The organism is Roseateles sp. P1_C6, assembly GCF_056406315.1.
Genome location: NZ_JBFUAK010000003.1, coordinates 297583 through 313914, shown reverse-complemented (window position 1 = coordinate 313914; position 16332 = coordinate 297583). Strand labels below are relative to the sequence as shown.

Here is a 16332-nt window from a genome sequence, read left to right as displayed (position 1 = left end):
CATGCGCGCCATGATCGCCCCGCTCTCCCTGACCCGCCGCCTCGTCGCGGCCCTGCTGATGTCCCTGCCCGTGGCGCAGGCCCACGCGCAGGAGTTCTCCGCCAGCACCGACCCTGCACGCGCCCAGGTGCAGTTGCCCGAGCCGGCCCGGCCCGAGCTGCCGTCGCTGATCTTCATCGGCGACTCCACCGTGCGCAACGGCCGCGACGACGGCCAGGGCAAGGGCGCCGAAGGCCAGTGGGGCTGGGGCAACCCCGTCGCCGGCTTCTTCGACCTGAGCAAGATCAACGTCGTCAACCGCGCCGTCGGTGGCCTTTCCAGCCGCACCTACCGCACCAGCGGCCACTGGGACCGCACCAGGCCGTTCATCAGGAAGGGCGACTGGGTCGTCATGCAGTTCGGCCACAACGACGCCAGCCCCGTCAACGACAACAGCCGCGCCCGCGGCGTGCTGCGCGGCACCGGGCCCGAGAAGGAAGACATCAACAACCTGCTGACCGGCAAGCCGGAGACCGTCTACACCTACGGCGCCTACCTGCGCGGCTACATCGCCGAGATCCGCGCGGCCGGGGCCACGCCGGTCATCGCGTCGCCGGTGATCCGCAAGCGCTGGGAGGCCGACGGCGTGAAGGTGATGCGAGCAGGCGGCAACTTCGCGGCCTGGGCCGCCGAGGTCGCGAAGCAGGAGGGCGTGGCCTTCATCGACCTCAACGAATGGGGCGCGCTGCGCTATGAGGCGCTGGGCAAGGCCGAGGTGGACAAGCTGTTCCCGCCAGAGCCCGAAACCGTTCACACCAACCTGGCCGGCGCCATGCTGAACGCGCAGCTGGTCGTCGCCGGCCTGATCCAGAACAAGGTGCTGCCCGACGCCGTCTACACGCGCCGCTTCGCACCGGACGGCAGCGACGACCGGCCCGTCGTCGACGCCCGCAAGGTCAAGGTCGAGGCGCCGCGCGACGCCAGGCTGCCCAGCCTGGTGCTGATCGGCGACTCCACCGTGCGCAGCGGCGGCCAGAACGGCGCGTTCGGCTGGGGCGAGCGGCTGGCACCCTTTTTCGACACGCAGCGCATCAACGTCGTCAACAACGCCATCGGCGGCCGCAGCAGCCGCACCTTCTTCACCGAAGGCCGCTGGGCTTCCGTGCTGGAGCAGCTGAAAGCCGGCGACTGGCTGCTGATCCAGTTCGGCCACAACGACGGCGCCCGCATCGGCGACCCCGCCGGCAAGAACCGCGGCTCGGTGCCCGGCGTCGGCCCCGAGGCGGTGGAAGACACCAAGCCCGACGGCACGAAGGAGACGGTGCAGAGCTTCGGCTGGTACCTGGCGCGCTACATCAACGACGCCAAGGCCAAGGGTGCCAACGTCGTCGTGCTGTCGCCCATCCCGCACAAGGACCGCTGGCAGGTGGGGCAGCCGCGCGACTTCGAGAACTACGCCGCCTGGGGCGAACAGGTCGCGCGCGCCAACGGCGCGCAGTTCATCGACCTGACCTTGCTGGTCACCGACGGCTACCGGAGCATTGGCGCCGAGCGCGTCGACAGCTTCTTCTCCGATGCGCGCACCCACACGAACGATGCCGGTGCCGTCTTCAACGCCACCCAGCTGGTCGAGGGCCTGAAGCGCCTGCCGGCCAAGCCTCTGCAGGCCTATCTGCGCGACGCGGCGCCTTGATCCGCCGCCGGGTCTTGCCAGCCTCAAAAAACTTCGTTTAAAATAACGGGCTCAGGCGCTTTAGCTCAGTTGGTTAGAGCGATGGAATCATAATCCACAGGTCCGGGGTTCGAGTCCCTGAAGCGCCACCAAACAAAGCCAACGGGCTGTCTCTCACGAGGCAGCCCGTTTTCTTTTGCTGCCTACTCAAGCCTTCATTTGGCGGCAAGGGGCGCGGCAAACCGCTGCTGCACCAGCGCACCGACGGCCACGCCGATCTGGTTGCCGACCTCGGTCGAGTTCCTGTAGTGCACGCCGTCGTAGATGCGCGCCATGCGCACCTCTTCCATCAAGGCGTCGACGCTGTCCCACTCGCGCACGGCGCCAGGCATCGCGGGGCTGGTCGAGCCGAGCCGAGGCATGGGCTTGCCGCGCATCTCCTCGCGCAGCACGGTACCAAGCGCGCCCGACACGACGCAATGGGCGCAGGGATATTCGGGGTGCATGGGCGTGGGAATGAAGGGCGTCCAGCCCGGGTCCGCCATCGTCTTGCTGCCACCGGCCTGATGCTCCATGCGGATGGCCGTGATCGGGCGCCAGAAGTTGTAGGCGTACTTGGCGTCGAAGACGGCCACCAGGGCATCGTCTATCGCCATGCCCGCGGCGGCATACAGGCGCGCGTTCTGCACCACCGTGCGGCCAGGCATCTGGCTGACGGCCTTGAGCACCGGGTAATAGACCATGGGCCGCGTCTCCTCCCAGAAGCGCGCGATGTCGGTCTGGGCCGCCGTCCGCGCGGTGCTGTTCTTGGCACCCAGCGTGCGCACCTCCTGCAGGTCGCGCACCCAGAGCGCGCTGGCGAGATCGGGCGGCGGGCCGGGGCGGAACTGGTCGGCGCGCTCCATCACCCAGGGCTTGCGCTGCGGCCAGGTCGCGGCGGCCGGCACGACCGTGGGCACGTAGCGGCCGGGCGTCGTCTGCCATTGGTAGTTGTCGGCGGCGCCGGCGCCATCGGTCGCCGCGCGCGCCAGCGCCTGGGCCGCCGCCTTCTCGCCGACGGCGATGCCGTCCACCTTGGCCACACCATCGGGCAGCGCCTTCAGCGCAGCCTGGTAGGCCGCCTCGATCGTCGCCTTCTCGGCCGGCACCAAGGCCAGCAGCGTCGCGCGGTTGGCGGCCGCGACGGCGGCCTCGACCGAGGCGCCGGGCGGCGCCGTCATGCGCGGCAACCAGGGTGCGTAGCGCGGCTCGATGCTGTTCACGGCCTCGAAGACGGCCACCTGCACGACGGCGAGCAAGCGATGCCCCGGCGCGCCCGGGCCCACCTTGGCCACCGCGTCGCAGGCGGTCTGATTCCAGTCGGTGATCACGTCGGCCCGAGTCGGCATGGAGCCGGCACTCAGAGCGAGCGCGGCCAGCAGGGTTGGGATTGCACGCCAGGCGGTCATGTTCGTTTCCTCTTCCAAAGCCCTCGGCGGTTGCCGCAGCAGACAAACATAGACGGCGGCAGGGCCCGCAGCACCGCGCGGTTGGGGGGCATGCGCGCTCAGGATTGCGCACCCCCTCGGCAAGACCGGCCAAGGTAAACTTGCGGCTACCGCTGGCGCTGCCGCGCCACGGCTCCCCAAGCGGCGCGAGCGAGCCTCGCGCCGTCTTCATTTCCGCAGCCGTTCCATCGGGACGGCGGCTTTCCGCAGCCACTGGACAAATACCATGTATCGCTGTGTGCTCCCGCTGGCGCTGGCCGTCAGCTGTCTGACCGCCCAGGCGCAGACGCACCGCTTCTTCACGCCCACCACCTTGCGCGGCGAGATGGTCGTCACGCAGCACCCCGACGTGCTGCTGAACGGCCAGGCCGCTCGGCTGGCACCTGGCAGCCGCATCAAAGGCGACAACAACCTGCTGGTGCAGCCGGGTGCCATCACCGGCCAGAAGCTCACGGTGCACTACACGGTCGAGAACAGCGGCCTGATCATGGACGTGTGGGTGCTGAACGCCGCCGAGCTCGCCAACAAGACCTGGCCGCGCACGCCGACCGAGGCCGCGACCTGGCAGTTCAACCCGGGCAACCAGACCTGGAGCAAGCCATGAGCGGCGAGACCCCGACGAAGAAGGTCTTCATCAAGACCTTCGGCTGCCAGATGAACGAGTACGACTCGGACAAGATGGCCGATGTGCTGGGCGCCGCCCAGGGCTACGTGCCGACCACCGACGTCGAGCAAGCCGATCTCATCCTCTTCAACACCTGCTCGGTACGCGAGAAGGCACAGGAGAAGGTGTTCAGCGACCTCGGCCGCGTGAAGCACCTGAAGGCCAAGGGCGTCATGATCGGCGTCGGCGGCTGCGTCGCCAGCCAGGAAGGCGCCGCCATCATCGAGCGCGCTCCCTACGTGGACGTCGTCTTCGGCCCGCAGACGCTGCACCGCCTGCCCGCCATGCTGGACGCCCGCCGCGCGCAGCGCCGCCCGCAGGTGGACATCTCCTTCCCCGAGATCGAGAAGTTCGACCACCTGCCGCCGGCCAAGGTCGAGGGCGCCTCGGCGTTCGTGTCGATCATGGAAGGCTGCTCCAAGTACTGCAGCTACTGCGTGGTGCCCTACACCCGCGGCGAAGAGGTCTCGCGCCCCTTCGACGACGTGCTGACCGAGATCGCCGGCCTGGCCGACCAGGGCGTCATGGAAATCAACCTGCTGGGCCAGAACGTCAATGCCTACCGCGGCAAGATGGGCGACACCAGCGAATTCGCCGACCTGGCCCTGCTGCTGGAATACGCGGCCGAGATCCCCGGCATCCGCCGCCTGCGCTTCACCACCAGCCATCCCAACGAATTCAGCCCCCGCCTCATCGAGGCCTACGGCAAGATCCCGCAGCTGGTAAACCACCTGCACCTGCCCGTGCAGCACGGCAGCGACCGCATCCTGATGGCGATGAAGCGCGGCTACACGGCGCTGGAGTTCAAGAGCATCGTGCGCAAGCTGCGCGCCATCCGCCCGGACCTGCGCCTGGCCAGCGACTTCATCGTCGGCTTCCCCGGCGAGACGGACGAAGACCACGCCAAGCTGATGAAGCTGGTGCACGACGTCGGCTTCGACGCGTCGTTCAGCTTCATCTTCAGCCCCCGCCCCGGAACGCCCGCGGCGGCGCTGGAGGACACGACGCCCTACGAGGTCAAGGTCCGTCGCCTGCAGGAGTTGCAGGCGGCCATCGAGGCCCACGCGCTGACGATCTCGCAGGCCATGGTCGACAAGGTCGAGAAGGTGCTGGTCACCGGCACGTCACGCAAGGACGCCACGGAGCTGATGGGCCGCACCGAGTGCAACCGCATCGTCAACTTCCCCGGCTCGCCGCGGCTGATGAACCAGCTGGTGGATGTGCGCATCACGACCGCCTTCGCGCATTCGCTGCGCGGCGAGGTCGTCACGACCGAGGACGTGCTCAGCGCTTGATGCTGAGCAGCCACCACTGCGGCAAGGCCACGCCGAGCACCAGCAACGCGTAGCCGGCCATCTTGCCGTCACGGCCCAGCACGGCCAGCGCGGCGATGACGGCGATGCTGCCGCCCGCCGCCCCCCAGGCCCACAGACGCCGCCAGCCCAGAGACTTCGCCTCCCGCCGCCACAGGCCCTTGATCGCCACCGCCAACAGCGCCGCCAGCCCCCAGGCGGGTGCAAACAGGTTGGCGATGTGCCAAAAGGCGTCGAGTGGGCTCATTCGGGCTTGACCGTTGTCAGTCGCTGAAAAGCGGCGAATCCTACAATTCAACCCATGTCGGTCTTTGCACTTGGCCTGAACCACAACACCGCCCCGCTGGACCTGCGCGGGCGGTTCGCGTTCACGCTCGAGCAGATCGCACCCTCCCTCGTGGGCCTGCGCCAGAAGCTGCCCGGCACGCCCGAGGCGGCCATCCTGTCGACCTGCAACCGCACCGAGGTCTACGTGGCCGCGCCGCCCGCCCAGGTGCAGCCGGCCATCGCATGGCTCGCGCAGACCGGCGGCGTGGCGGCGGGCGAGCTGCGCGAGCACGCCTATGTGATGCAGGGCAGCGCCGCCGCCCGCCACGCCTTCCGTGTCGCCAGCGGGCTGGATTCCATGGTGCTGGGCGAGCCGCAGATCCTCGGCCAGATGAAGCAGGCCGTGAAGGAAGCCGAGGCCGCCGGCGCGCTGGGCACGACGCTGCACCAGCTGTTCCAGCGCAGCTTCTCGGTCGCCAAGGAGGTGCGCAGCTCCACCGAGATCGGCGCCCACTCCATCAGCATGGCCGCCGCCGCGGTGCGCCTGGCCGGCCAGCTGTTCGAGGACCTGGCCAGGACCCGCGTGCTGTTCGTCGGCGCCGGCGAAATGATCGAGCTGACGGCGACCCACTTCGCCGCCAAGACGCCGCGCCACATGGCCGTCGCCAACCGCACGCTGGAGCGCGGCGAAAAGCTCGCGACTCGCTTCGGCGCCGAAGCGGTGCGCCTGTCGGACCTGCCCGACCGGCTGCACGAGTTCGACATCGTCGTCTCCTGCACCGCCTCCAGCCTGCCGCTGATCGGCCTGGGCGCCGTCGAGCGCGCTTTGAAGAAACGCAAGCACCGGCCGATGTTCATGGTCGACCTGGCCGTGCCGCGCGACATCGAGCCCGAGGTCGCGCAGCTGGACGACGTCTACCTCTACACCGTCGACGAGCTGGCCGCGCAGGTGCAGACCGCCGGCGAAAAGCGCCAGGCCGCCGTCGAGCAGGCCGAGGCCATCGTCGAGACCGGCGTGCAGAGCTTCATGCACTGGCTGGACCAGCGCCACACGGTGCCGCTGATCCAGGCCCTGCATGCACAGACCGATGACTGGCGCGCAGTGGAAATCGCCCGCGCCCGCAAGCTGCTGGCCAAGGGCGCGGACGTGGACGAGGTGCTGGACGCGCTGTCCAAGGGCCTGACGCAGAAGCTGCTGCACGGCACGCTGGCCGAACTGCACGGCAGCGACGGCGAACAGCGCCTGCAGCTGGCGCAGACCGTGTCGCGCCTGTTCCTGCGCGGCAAGCAGTCTTAGCGGCGCTCGCCAGCCGCCGCCCGGCGCGCCCTGCGCCGCCCTCTGCCTGCCATTCCCGTTTGCCGCCCATGAAAGACTCCCTGCGCCAGCAGTTCGACCGCCTAGGCTTTCGCCTCGCCGAGCTGGACACCATCCTTGCCGACGGCAGCGCCGCGTCGGACATGAAGCGCTACCGCGCGCTGACCAAGGAGCAGTCCGAGGTGTCAGGCCTGGTCGAGCGCTACCGCCGCTATCAAGCGCATGAGGCCGACCTGGCCGCGGCGCGCGACATGCTGGCTGACCCTGAGATGGCCGAGATGGCGCGCGAGGAAATCGCCGCCAACGAGGCGGCGCTGGCGGCGCTGGACGCCGAACTGCAGCTGGCGCTCATCCCCAAGGATCCCGACGACGAGCGCAACGCCTTCCTGGAAATCCGCGCCGGCACCGGTGGCGATGAATCCGCACTGTTCGCGGGCGACCTGGCGCGCATGTACCTGCGCTTTGCCGAAGGCCAGGGCTGGCGCTGCGAGATCCTGTCCGAGAACCAGTCCGACCTGGGCGGCTACAAGGAGCTGGTCGTGCGCGTCGAGGGTGACAACGCCTACGGCCGGCTGAAGTTCGAGAGCGGGGGGCACCGCGTGCAGCGCGTGCCGGCAACCGAGAGCCAGGGCCGCATCCACACCAGCGCCTGCACGGTTGCCGTGATGCCCGAGCCCGACGAGGCCGAGGAGATCACGCTGAACCCGGCCGACCTGCGCATCGACACCTTCCGTGCCAGCGGCGCCGGCGGCCAGCACGTCAACAAGACCGACTCGGCCATCCGCGTCACGCACATCCCGACCGGGCTGGTCGCCGAATGCCAGGACGACCGCAGCCAGCACCGCAACAAGGCCAAGGCGCTGGCCGTGCTGCAGGCGCGGCTGCGCGACAAGGAGCGCATCGAGCGCGAGGCCAAGGAGGCGGCCACGCGCAAGGGCCTGATCGGCAGCGGCGACCGCAGCGACCGCATCCGCACCTACAACTTCCCGCAGGGGCGCCTCACCGACCACCGCATCAACCTGACGCTGTACAAGCTCGCGCAGATCATGGACGGCGACCTGGCCGACGTCATCCAGGGCCTGCTGGCCGCGCAGGCGGCCGAGCAGCTGGCGCAGCTGGAGGAAGGCCGGACATGACCGCCAGCCTGACAGTAGACGGGGCGCTGGCGCTGGCCCGCCAGCTCGGCGTCGAGCGCGGCGACGCACAGACGCTGCTCAGCCACCTGACCGGGCAGGACCGCGCCTGGTTCATCACCCATGGCGATGCCCCTGCGCCGGGCGCCGAGGCCGCGCTGCGCCGGCTGGCCGCGGGCGAGCCACTGGCCCACCTGACCGGCTGGCAGCCCTTCCACGGCCTGATGCTGCAGGTCACGCCGGCCACGCTGATTCCGCGGCCCGACACCGAAACGCTGGTCGACTGGGCGCTGGCGCTGCTCGCCGAGCTGCCGGGCGAACCGAGCATCGTCGACCTCGGCACCGGCAGCGGCGCCATCGCACTGGCCGTCAAGGCCGCCTGCCCACGCGCCCGGGTCACGGCCGTCGACGTCAGCGCCGACGCGTTGGCCGTGGCCCGTGGCAATGGCGAACGCCTGGGCCTGACGGTGGACTGGCGCCAAGGTAGCTGGTTCGACCCGCTGGTCGGCCAGCGCTTCGACCTGGTCGTCAGCAACCCGCCCTACATCGCCGGTGACGACCCCCACCTGCCCGAGCTGCGCCACGAGCCGATCACGGCGCTGACGCCCGGCGGCGATGGCCTGGCAGACCTGCAAACACTGATCGATGCGGCGCCGCAACACCTCGCAGCTGGCGGCTGGCTGCTGCTGGAGCACGGCTGGGACCAGGCCGATGCGGTAGCGCAACAGCTGACGGCACGCGGGTTTGCCGAGGTGCAGCTGCGCCGCGACCTCGCCGACCGGGCGCGCGCCAGTGGCGGCCGCTGGCCGGCGTGAAGCCGGAGTTGCCGGCTGGCGAACCTCCCCCGGGTTTGCGTGATGTTTTGCCCTCAGTTCGTCATTCACGCGAACGAATTGCCGGCGTAGTATCGAATCCCGGTGCCCCCTGTTGCACCGCGCAGGAGCCGATCATGTCCCGCTTCGCCCGCGCTGCAGTCCTGAGCCTCTCTGCCCTGTTGACCCTGCCGGCCCTGGCCGACGGCGACGCCACACCGCGCTGGCAGACGCGGGTGCAGCTCAGCAGCGTGGACGGCGGCAACGACACCCAGCCCCACCTGGGCGGCTCGCGCGTGCTGAGCGCCAACCTGCTGGGCGACTACTACCTCACCAGTTCCGGCTTCTCCAGCCTGCGCGGCGGCCTGCGCGCCACCGGCGGTGTGCTGCTGGGCCCCCTGTCGGTGTCCCAGGCCAGCGGCGGTCTGGCGCTGGGCAACGGCCCCGTGGCGGCCGGCCGCCGCAGCCTGTCGATGAACGGGCTGGACGCCTACTCGCTGGAACCCAGCGCCAACCTGTCCTATGTCGGCATCGGCTACACCGGGCGCGTGCAGCGCAGCGGGTTTGCGTTCAGCGCCGATCTGGGCCTGATGTCGGGCAGCGTCGGCAACCTGCGCCTGGGCCGCAGCAGCGCCCAAGGCTTCGAGGAGGCGATGCGCGACCTGCGCTTCAAGCCCTTGCTGCAGTTGGGTCTGGCGTACAGCTACTGACGCCCGACCGGGGCAGTCCCGGATAATTGCGCTTTTGCCTTTTGACGAGAACTGCCATGAGCGACGTTCAGCAACGCATTGACGACCTGGTCAAGTCCAACCGGGTCGTGCTCTTCATGAAGGGCACCGCCCAGTTCCCGATGTGCGGTTTCTCCGGCCGCGCCATCCAGATCCTGAAGGCCTCCGGCGTGACGGACCTGAAGACCTTCAACGTGCTGGAAGACGAGGCCGTGCGCCAGGGCATCAAGGACTACGCCAACTGGCCCACCATCCCGCAGCTCTACATCGGCGGCGAGTTCGTCGGTGGCTCGGACATCATGATGGAGATGTACGAGTCGGGTGAGCTGCAACAGGTCCTGGCGACCGCGTGACCCGCCTGGTCGTCGGGCTGACGGGGGCAACGGGCGCGGCCTACGCCCTGCGTCTTCTGCGCCGCGCGCGCGACTTGGGCGTGCAGACGCACCTGATCGCCACGCCCGCCGGCATCCTGAACGCCCACCACGAGCTGGGGCTGGACCGCGCCAAGCTGGAAGCGGAAGCCGACCACGCCTACTCGCCCGGCGACATCGGCGCCTGCATCGCCAGCGGCAGCTTCACCACGGCCGCCATGGTCGTGGCGCCCTGCTCCATGAAGTCGCTGGCCGCGATCGCCCACGGCCTGGGCGACAACCTGCTGACGCGCGCTGCCGACGTCACGCTGAAGGAGCGCCGCCGGCTCATTTTGATGGTGCGCGAGACGCCGTTGAACCTGGCTCACCTGCGCAACATGGTGGCGGTGACCGAGATGGGCGGCATCTGCTTCCCGCCGCTGCCGGCCTTCTATCACCACCCCAAGACCATTGAAGAGATGGTCAACGAGACCGTCGAGCGCGTGCTGGAACTGGTCGGCATCCCGACCGCGCAGCCCAAGACCTGGACGGGGCTGTAGGCCCCTGCGTCACGGACGGGCTCGTCCCGTCCCGTCAACGCCAAGAAGCCCGGGGATTCGGGCCTTGCTGCGCGCTTGGCCGCGCATGCGCGACCTGCAAGATGGCAGCACGAACTGGCTCCCTGGACGCGCGATGGTTTCCGGCCTCAACAGCTCCCTGCTCAGCTACCTGTCAACGCAAGGCCTCGACACCTCGGCCAAGACCGGCAATGCGGCGGGCAAGGCCACGACCGACAAGGCCAAAACCCAGCCGATACCGCAGGCGGCGCTGCAGCGGGCAGCCGGCACGGCCAAGGCGGTGTCGGCCATCCAGAGCCTGGAAGGTGGCCAGAAGACGCTTGCCACCGACCTGCGCGCGGCCATGGCCAAGGCGGGCGTCAAGCTGACGGGCGTCGTCGAGTTTTCCGTCAAGAGCGACGGCAGCGTGGACGTCAAGGGCGCCGACGGCGACAAGGCGGCCACAAAGGCGTTCCTGAGCGCGGACACCAGCCGACCCAGCTTTGCCACCCGCATCGCAAGCCAGGCGCGTGACGCGCTGAAGCTGTCGGCAACGATCCAGCAGAGCGCCGCCATCTCGCAAGCGGCCAAGCTGGCCAAGACGGCCGGCGGCGTCATGTCGCTGTACACGTCGCTGATGCAGCAGACGGGCACGACCAGCGTCGTGTTCTCGGTCTCGGCGACGTCGAGTTCGCTGACCTACCCTGGCTCGCTCACGGCGAACGCCTGACCGGCGCGCGCCTCGGTGGGCAGCATCAAGGCTTCTGCACCACCAACCCACGCCGCGCCAGCAGCGGCTGGATGTCGGGCTCATGGCCCACCAGGTTGCGGAACAAGACCATCGCGTCCTCGCTGCCGCCGCGTGACAGCAGCTCGGCGCGCAGCTTGTCACCGTTGGCACGCTTGAGGCCGCCGTTGGCCTTCAGCCATTCCACCGTGTCCGCATCCAGCACCTCGCTCCAGATGTAGGCGTAGTAGCCGGCCGAGTAGCCGCCCATCATGTGGCTGAAGTACGGCGTGCGATAGCGCGGCGGCACGGGGCCCAGGTCCACGCCCTCCTCCTTCAGCACCTTGGCCTCGAAGTCCATGACGCCCTCGGCGGCCGGCATCTGGCCGGGCTTGAGTTGGTGCAGCCGCTGGTCCAGGATGGCCGAGCTGAGATAGGACAGCGTCGTGTAGCCCTGGTTGAAGCGTTTCGCGCGCTCGACCTTGTCCAGCAGTTCGCGCGGCATGGGCTCGCCGGTCTTGTAGTGGCGCGCGTAGTTCGCCAGCACGCTGGGCCAGTCGGCCCAGACCTCGTTGACCTGCGACGGGTATTCGACGAAATCGCGCGGCACGCGGGAGAGGCTGGGGTAGGCCACCTTGTTGAACATGCCGTGTAGCGCATGGCCGAACTCGTGGAACAGCGTGTTGACCTCGTCCCAGGTCAGCAGCGTCGCCTCGCCGGCCGGCGGCTTGGGGATGTTGAGGTGGTTGGCCACGACGGGCTGCGTGCCCTCCAGCGGGTTCTGGCCCACGTAGGCATTCATCCAGGCGCCGCCGCGCTTGCTGGGGCGGGCGTACAGGTCGGCGATGAAGATGGCGAGTTGCTTGCCGTCGGTGTCGAACACGTCGTAGACGCGCACGTCGTCGCGGTAGACCGGCAGGTCCGTGCGGCGCTTGAAGCTGATGCCATACAGCTGGTTGGCCGCGAAGAACACGCCGCGCTCCAGCACGCTGGTGATCTCCAGATAGGGCTTGAGCTGGCTCTCGTCGAAGCCGTACCTGGCTGCGCGCAGCTTCTCGGCGTAGTAGCTCCAGTCCCAGGCCTGCAACGCAAAGCTCGGCTGCTTCCTGGCGGCCTGGTCGCTGTCGATGAGCTTCTGCAGCTCGGCGGCCTCCTGCCGGGCCGAGGCCACGGCGGCGGGCGCCAGCTTGCGCAGCAGCGCGTTCACGGTGTCGGCGGACTTGGCGGTCTCTTCCTCCAGCACATAGGCCGCCGGCGTCGCGTAGCCCAGCAGCGCCGCGCGCTCCTGGCGCAGCGTCATCACGCGGGCGACGATGGCGCGCGTGTCGAACTCGTTGCCGCGCGCACCGCGGGCGACCGACGCGCGGTGCAGGCGCTCGCGCAGCGCGCGGTTCTGCAGCTGGGTCTCGAAGGGCTGGATGGTCGTGTTCAGCAGCGCGATGACGTACTTGCCATCCAGGCCGCGCTTCTTGGCCACGTCGGCGGCGGCAGCGATCTGCGCGGTGGTCAGGCCGGCCAGTTCCTCGGCGCTGTCGACGACGACGGCCGAGTCGTTGACCTCCGCCAGCACCGCCTTGTTGAAGCGCGCGCCCAGTGTCGCCATCTCGGCGTTGATGGCCTTCATGCGCGTCTTCTGCTCGTCGTTCAGACGCGCGCCGGCGCGCACCATGTCACGGCGGTAGCGCTCGATCAGGCGCTTGGCCTCAGCTGTCGGCGCGGCCGTGTCACGCGCGGCGTACAGCGCCTCGACACGGGCGAACAACTTCGGGTTGAGCAGCACCGCATCGCGCTGCGCGGCAAGCTTGGCGGCGTAATCGGTCTGCAGCTGCTGGCGGGCCGGGTTGGCGTCGGCGCCGATCAGGCTGAACAGCAGCGTCGTCGCGCGCGACAGCAGCCGGCCGCTCTTCTCCCACGCAACGATGGTGTTGTCGAAGGTGGGCGCCGCGGTGTTGTCGGCGATGGCCTGGATCTCGCTCAGTTGCTCGGCCATGCCCTGGTCCAGCGCGGGCGCGAAATGCTCGTCGCGCAGCTTGTCGAACTGCGGGTAGCGCAGCGGCAGCGGGCTGGTGGTCAGCAGCGGGTTGTCGGTGGGTTGCGCCCAGGCCACGCCGGTGGCCAGCAGGGTGCAGATCAGGAGCTGAGCAAAGCGGCTTTTGGCAAGCATGACGCGGTGTCTTGTGCACGAGAACGCCAGCCTAACGGGCCCATCACCCGCCTGCCACAAGCCACAGCGGGAAAGCCCCAGGGCTCAGCGCTCGCCCGGCAGCAGCCACTGCCCGCGCGCCGCGAACACCGCGCGCGGGTACTCGGGCCGGCCGCGGCTGCCGTTGTAGCGGCCCAGCGCCAGGTACATGTCGCCCTTCTCGATGTCGAGGTAGTGGCGCAGGATCACGCAGCCGAACCGCAGGTTGGTCTGCATGTGAAAGAGCCGCGCGGCATCGCCATCGCCGATCAGCTTGGCCCAGAACGGCATGACCTGCATGTAGCCGCGCGCACCGGCGGTGCTGATGGCGTACTTGCGAAAGCCGCTCTCGACCTGCACGAGCCCCAGCAGCAGGCTGGGCTCCAGGCCCGCGCGCTTGGCCTCGTACCAGACCGTCTCCAGGAACTCGATGCGGATCTGCGTCTCGGCCTTGCGCTTCTTCAAGCGCTCGCTCATCGTGCCCAGCCAGGTCAGGTAGGCCATGCGCGCATCGTCGCGGTCGAACCTGGGCCGCGGCGGTGCGCCCTGGGCGATGGCCGCGCCCAGCGCGGATCGCACGGCGTCGGCCAGCGGCTCCTCGACCTGGGCGCCGGCCCGCGCGCCCAACGGCGCCGCGAGCAGGCCCAGTACCGCAAGGCGGCGCTTCAAAGCTTGAGCAGGCCCTTCAAGTGGCCCACCACGTCGGCGACGGCCAGCTTGGTCGCGGCCTCGTCGCGGCGGCCCTGGTACTCGACCTGGCCCTCCTTCAGGCCGCGGTCACCCAGCACGACACGGTGCGGGATGCCGATCAGCTCCCAGTCCGCGAACATCGCACCCGGGCGCTCGCCGCGGTCGTCCAGCAGCACGTCCACACCCAGCGCCTTCAGCTCGCCGTAGAGCTTGTCGGCCGCGGCCTTGACGTCAGCGCTGCGGTCAGCGCCGATGGGGCAGATGACGACGGTGAACGGGGCGATCGCGTCCGGCCAGATGATGCCGCGCGCGTCGTGGTTCTGCTCGATGGCCGCACCCAGGATGCGTGTGACGCCGATGCCGTAGCAGCCCATCTCCATCAGCTTGGGCTTGCCGTTCTCGTCGAGGAAGGTCGCGTTCATCGCGGCCGAGTACTTGGTGCCGAGATAGAACACATGGCCCACCTCGATGCCGCGCTGGATGGCGAGCAGGCCCTTGCCATCGGGCGACGGGTCGCCCGCGACGATGTTGCGGATGTCGGCGACGACATCGGGCTCGGGCAGGTCACGGCCCCAGTTCGCGCCGGTGAAGTGGCAATCCACGTCGTTGGCACCGCAGACGAAGTCGCTCATGACCGCGACGGTGCGGTCGGCGACGATCTTCAGCGGTGCCTTCAGGCCGATGGGGCCCAGGTAGCCAGGCTTGCAGCCGAAGTGCGCATCGATCTCGCCGGCCGTCGCAAAGCGGAAGCCCCCCTTCAGGCCCTCGACCTTGCCGGCCTTCACTTCGTTCAGCTCATGGTCGCCACGCACCAGCAGCAGCCAGACCTGGGTCTTGGCGATGTTGCCGTCCTTGTCCAGCTCATCGGTGGCCAGCACCAGCGACTTGACGGTCTGCGACAGCGGCAGGCCCAGCAGCAGCGCGACTTCCGCGCAGGTGGCCTTGCCCGGCGTGGGCGTCTTGGCCAGCGGCTGCAGCGCATCGCCGCGGGCGGGCAGCAGCGCGACGGCTTCGGCCAGCTCCATGTTGGCGGCGTAGTCGCTGGTGGGGCAGTAGACGATGGCGTCCTCGCCGGTGTCCGCGATGACCTGGAACTCGTGCGAACGGTCACCGCCGATGGCGCCGGTGTCCGCCGCGACGGCGCGGTACTGCAGGCCGAAGCGGTCGAAGATCTTGCCGTAGGCCGCGTACATGTTGTCGTAGCTGCGGCCGGCGGCCTCGACGTCACGGTCGAAGGAGTAGGCATCCTTCATCGTGAATTCGCGGCCGCGCATCAGGCCGAAGCGCGGGCGGCGCTCGTCGCGGAACTTGGTCTGGATGTGATAGAAATTTTTCGGCAGCTGGCGGTAGCTGCGCAGCTCCTGGCGGGCGATGTCGGTGATGACTTCTTCGCTCGTCGGCTGGACGATGAAGTCGCGACCATGGCGGTCCTTCACGCGCAGCAGCTCCGGGCCCATCTTGTCGAAGCGGCCCGTTTCCTGCCACAGCTCGGCGGGCTGGATGACGGGCATCAGGCACTCCACAGCGCCCGCCGCGTCCATCTCCTCGCGGATGATCTTCTCGACCTTGCGGATGACGCGAAGCCCCATCGGCATGTAGTTGTAAATGCCGGCGCCCAGGCGCTTGATCATGCCGGCGCGCATCATCAGCTTGTGGCTGACGACCTCCGCGTCCGCGGGCGCTTCCTTGAGGGTGGAAATGAAGAACTGGGAGGCTTTCATGGGCGGGCTGGAATGCGAAGGCCGGGTGAAAACCCGGCCAAGTCACGACAAAACAGGGAGAAATCTTCGGGTTAGCGAGGGCGCTACCGCAATCGCGGCCCGATGCAATAATCGAACCAACTAGAGATTTGAGGTTGATTATGCTCGACCGTGAAGGCTTCCGCCCCAACGTCGGCATCATCCTGCTCAACCAACGCAACGAAGTCTTCTGGGGCAAACGCATCCGGACGCATTCGTGGCAGTTCCCGCAAGGGGGCATCAAACACGGCGAGACGCCTGAGCAGGCGATGTTCCGAGAGCTCCACGAAGAGGTGGGGCTCATCCCAGAGCATGTGCGCATCATCGCGAGGACGCGAGATTGGCTGCGCTACGAGGTGCCCGAGCACTTCATCCGGCGCGACGCACGCGGCCACTACAAGGGCCAGAAACAGATCTGGTTCCTGCTGCAGATGGTGGGCCGCGACTGCGACATGAACCTGCGCGCCACCGACCACCCCGAGTTCGACGCCTGGCGTTGGAATGAATACTGGGTGCCGCTGGAAGCCGTCATCGAATTCAAGCGCGGCGTCTACGAGATGGCGCTGACGGAGCTGGCGCGCTACCTGCCGCGCATCAACCATCACAACCGCTATCTGCGCGCGGGCATGCGGCCGGCGCATCGGGATGGGCGCAGCAGCGGGCCGATGCCACTGGAGACCGCCGTGCCACCGGACGGCGAGCAGACCTGAGGCCGCG

At 68.8% G+C, this 16332-nt stretch carries 16 protein-coding genes and 1 tRNA gene; 12 read left to right on the top strand and 5 right to left on the bottom strand.

What is annotated here, in order from left to right; translation table 11 throughout:
* Positions 1 to 10 precede the first annotated feature (10 nt).
* Both AC1D29_RS07455 and AC1D29_RS07450 read left to right on the top strand, forming a co-directional pair.
* Complete coding sequence (locus AC1D29_RS07455; RefSeq protein WP_477895718.1) at positions 11 to 1672, top strand: rhamnogalacturonan acetylesterase; 1662 nt, start codon at positions 11 to 13, stop codon at positions 1670 to 1672.
* Between the two features lie 54 nt (positions 1673 to 1726).
* Positions 1727 to 1803: transfer RNA gene (locus AC1D29_RS07450), tRNA-Met, on the top strand.
* Positions 1804 to 1866: 63 nt separating this feature from the next.
* On the opposite strand, the gene AC1D29_RS07445 is transcribed toward AC1D29_RS07450, so the two are convergent.
* Complete coding sequence (locus AC1D29_RS07445) at positions 1867 to 3099, bottom strand: vanadium-dependent haloperoxidase (RefSeq protein WP_477895716.1); 1233 nt, start codon at positions 3097 to 3099, stop codon at positions 1867 to 1869.
* 265 nt (positions 3100 to 3364) lie between these two features.
* Between AC1D29_RS07445 and AC1D29_RS07440 the strand changes: the two genes are divergently transcribed.
* Together AC1D29_RS07440 and miaB are read left to right on the top strand one after the other, a co-directional pair.
* On the top strand, positions 3365 to 3742 hold the full coding sequence (locus AC1D29_RS07440; protein ID WP_477895714.1) for a hypothetical protein: 378 nt from the start codon (positions 3365 to 3367) through the stop codon (positions 3740 to 3742).
* Complete coding sequence (gene miaB / locus AC1D29_RS07435) at positions 3739 to 5097, top strand: tRNA (N6-isopentenyl adenosine(37)-C2)-methylthiotransferase MiaB (protein ID WP_477895712.1); 1359 nt, start codon at positions 3739 to 3741, stop codon at positions 5095 to 5097. The genes AC1D29_RS07440 and miaB overlap by 4 nt, the downstream gene beginning before the upstream one ends.
* Here miaB and AC1D29_RS07430 read toward each other — a convergent pair.
* Positions 5087 to 5362 (bottom strand): hypothetical protein, encoded by a 276-nt coding sequence (locus AC1D29_RS07430; protein ID WP_477895710.1) that lies wholly within the window; start codon positions 5360 to 5362, stop codon positions 5087 to 5089. The two genes, miaB and AC1D29_RS07430, sit on opposite strands and share 11 nt — an antisense overlap.
* Positions 5363 to 5416: 54 nt before the next feature.
* Here AC1D29_RS07430 and hemA point away from each other — a divergent pair, with 54 nt between their 5' ends.
* The 7 genes from hemA (at position 5417) to AC1D29_RS07395 (ending at position 11007) form a co-directional block, all read left to right on the top strand.
* Positions 5417 to 6679 (top strand): glutamyl-tRNA reductase, encoded by a 1263-nt coding sequence (gene hemA / locus AC1D29_RS07425; protein ID WP_477895708.1) that lies wholly within the window; start codon positions 5417 to 5419, stop codon positions 6677 to 6679.
* Positions 6680 to 6747: 68 nt separating this feature from the next.
* On the top strand, positions 6748 to 7833 hold the full coding sequence (prfA, locus tag AC1D29_RS07420; RefSeq protein ID WP_477895706.1) for a peptide chain release factor 1: 1086 nt from the start codon (positions 6748 to 6750) through the stop codon (positions 7831 to 7833).
* A complete protein-coding gene (gene prmC, locus AC1D29_RS07415; RefSeq protein ID WP_477895704.1) occupies positions 7830 to 8645 on the top strand; it encodes a peptide chain release factor N(5)-glutamine methyltransferase in 816 nt (271 codons plus the stop codon). The genes prfA and prmC overlap by 4 nt, the downstream gene beginning before the upstream one ends.
* Positions 8646 to 8779: 134 nt before the next feature.
* Positions 8780 to 9352 (top strand): hypothetical protein, encoded by a 573-nt coding sequence (locus AC1D29_RS07410; protein WP_477895702.1) that lies wholly within the window; start codon positions 8780 to 8782, stop codon positions 9350 to 9352.
* Between the two features lie 56 nt (positions 9353 to 9408).
* Positions 9409 to 9723, top strand: coding sequence for a Grx4 family monothiol glutaredoxin (gene grxD / locus AC1D29_RS07405; RefSeq protein ID WP_477895700.1), 315 nt, complete (start codon positions 9409 to 9411; stop codon positions 9721 to 9723).
* Positions 9720 to 10280: a UbiX family flavin prenyltransferase gene (locus AC1D29_RS07400; RefSeq protein WP_477895698.1), complete on the top strand. Its 561-nt coding sequence runs from the start codon at positions 9720 to 9722 to the stop codon at positions 10278 to 10280. Before grxD ends, AC1D29_RS07400 begins: the two co-directional genes overlap by 4 nt.
* A gap of 133 nt (positions 10281 to 10413) precedes the next feature.
* A complete protein-coding gene (locus AC1D29_RS07395) occupies positions 10414 to 11007 on the top strand; it encodes a hypothetical protein (protein WP_477895696.1) in 594 nt (197 codons plus the stop codon).
* Between the two features lie 25 nt (positions 11008 to 11032).
* On the opposite strand, the gene AC1D29_RS07390 is transcribed toward AC1D29_RS07395, so the two are convergent.
* The 3 genes from AC1D29_RS07390 to AC1D29_RS07380 form a co-directional block, all read right to left on the bottom strand.
* Positions 11033 to 13168: a M3 family metallopeptidase gene (locus AC1D29_RS07390; RefSeq protein ID WP_477895694.1), complete on the bottom strand. Its 2136-nt coding sequence runs from the start codon at positions 13166 to 13168 to the stop codon at positions 11033 to 11035.
* Between the two features lie 84 nt (positions 13169 to 13252).
* Positions 13253 to 13855 carry a lytic transglycosylase domain-containing protein gene (locus tag AC1D29_RS07385; RefSeq protein WP_477895692.1) on the bottom strand — a complete coding sequence of 201 codons (603 nt, stop codon included), beginning with the start codon at positions 13853 to 13855 and terminating at the stop codon, positions 13253 to 13255.
* Positions 13852 to 15597 (bottom strand): proline--tRNA ligase, encoded by a 1746-nt coding sequence (locus AC1D29_RS07380; protein WP_477895690.1) that lies wholly within the window; start codon positions 15595 to 15597, stop codon positions 13852 to 13854. Before AC1D29_RS07380 ends, AC1D29_RS07385 begins: the two co-directional genes overlap by 4 nt.
* A 140-nt stretch (positions 15598 to 15737) precedes the next feature.
* On the opposite strand from AC1D29_RS07380, the gene AC1D29_RS07375 reads away from it, so the two are divergent.
* Complete coding sequence (locus AC1D29_RS07375; protein WP_477895688.1) at positions 15738 to 16325, top strand: RNA pyrophosphohydrolase; 588 nt, start codon at positions 15738 to 15740, stop codon at positions 16323 to 16325.
* Positions 16326 to 16332: the final 7 nt, after the last annotated feature.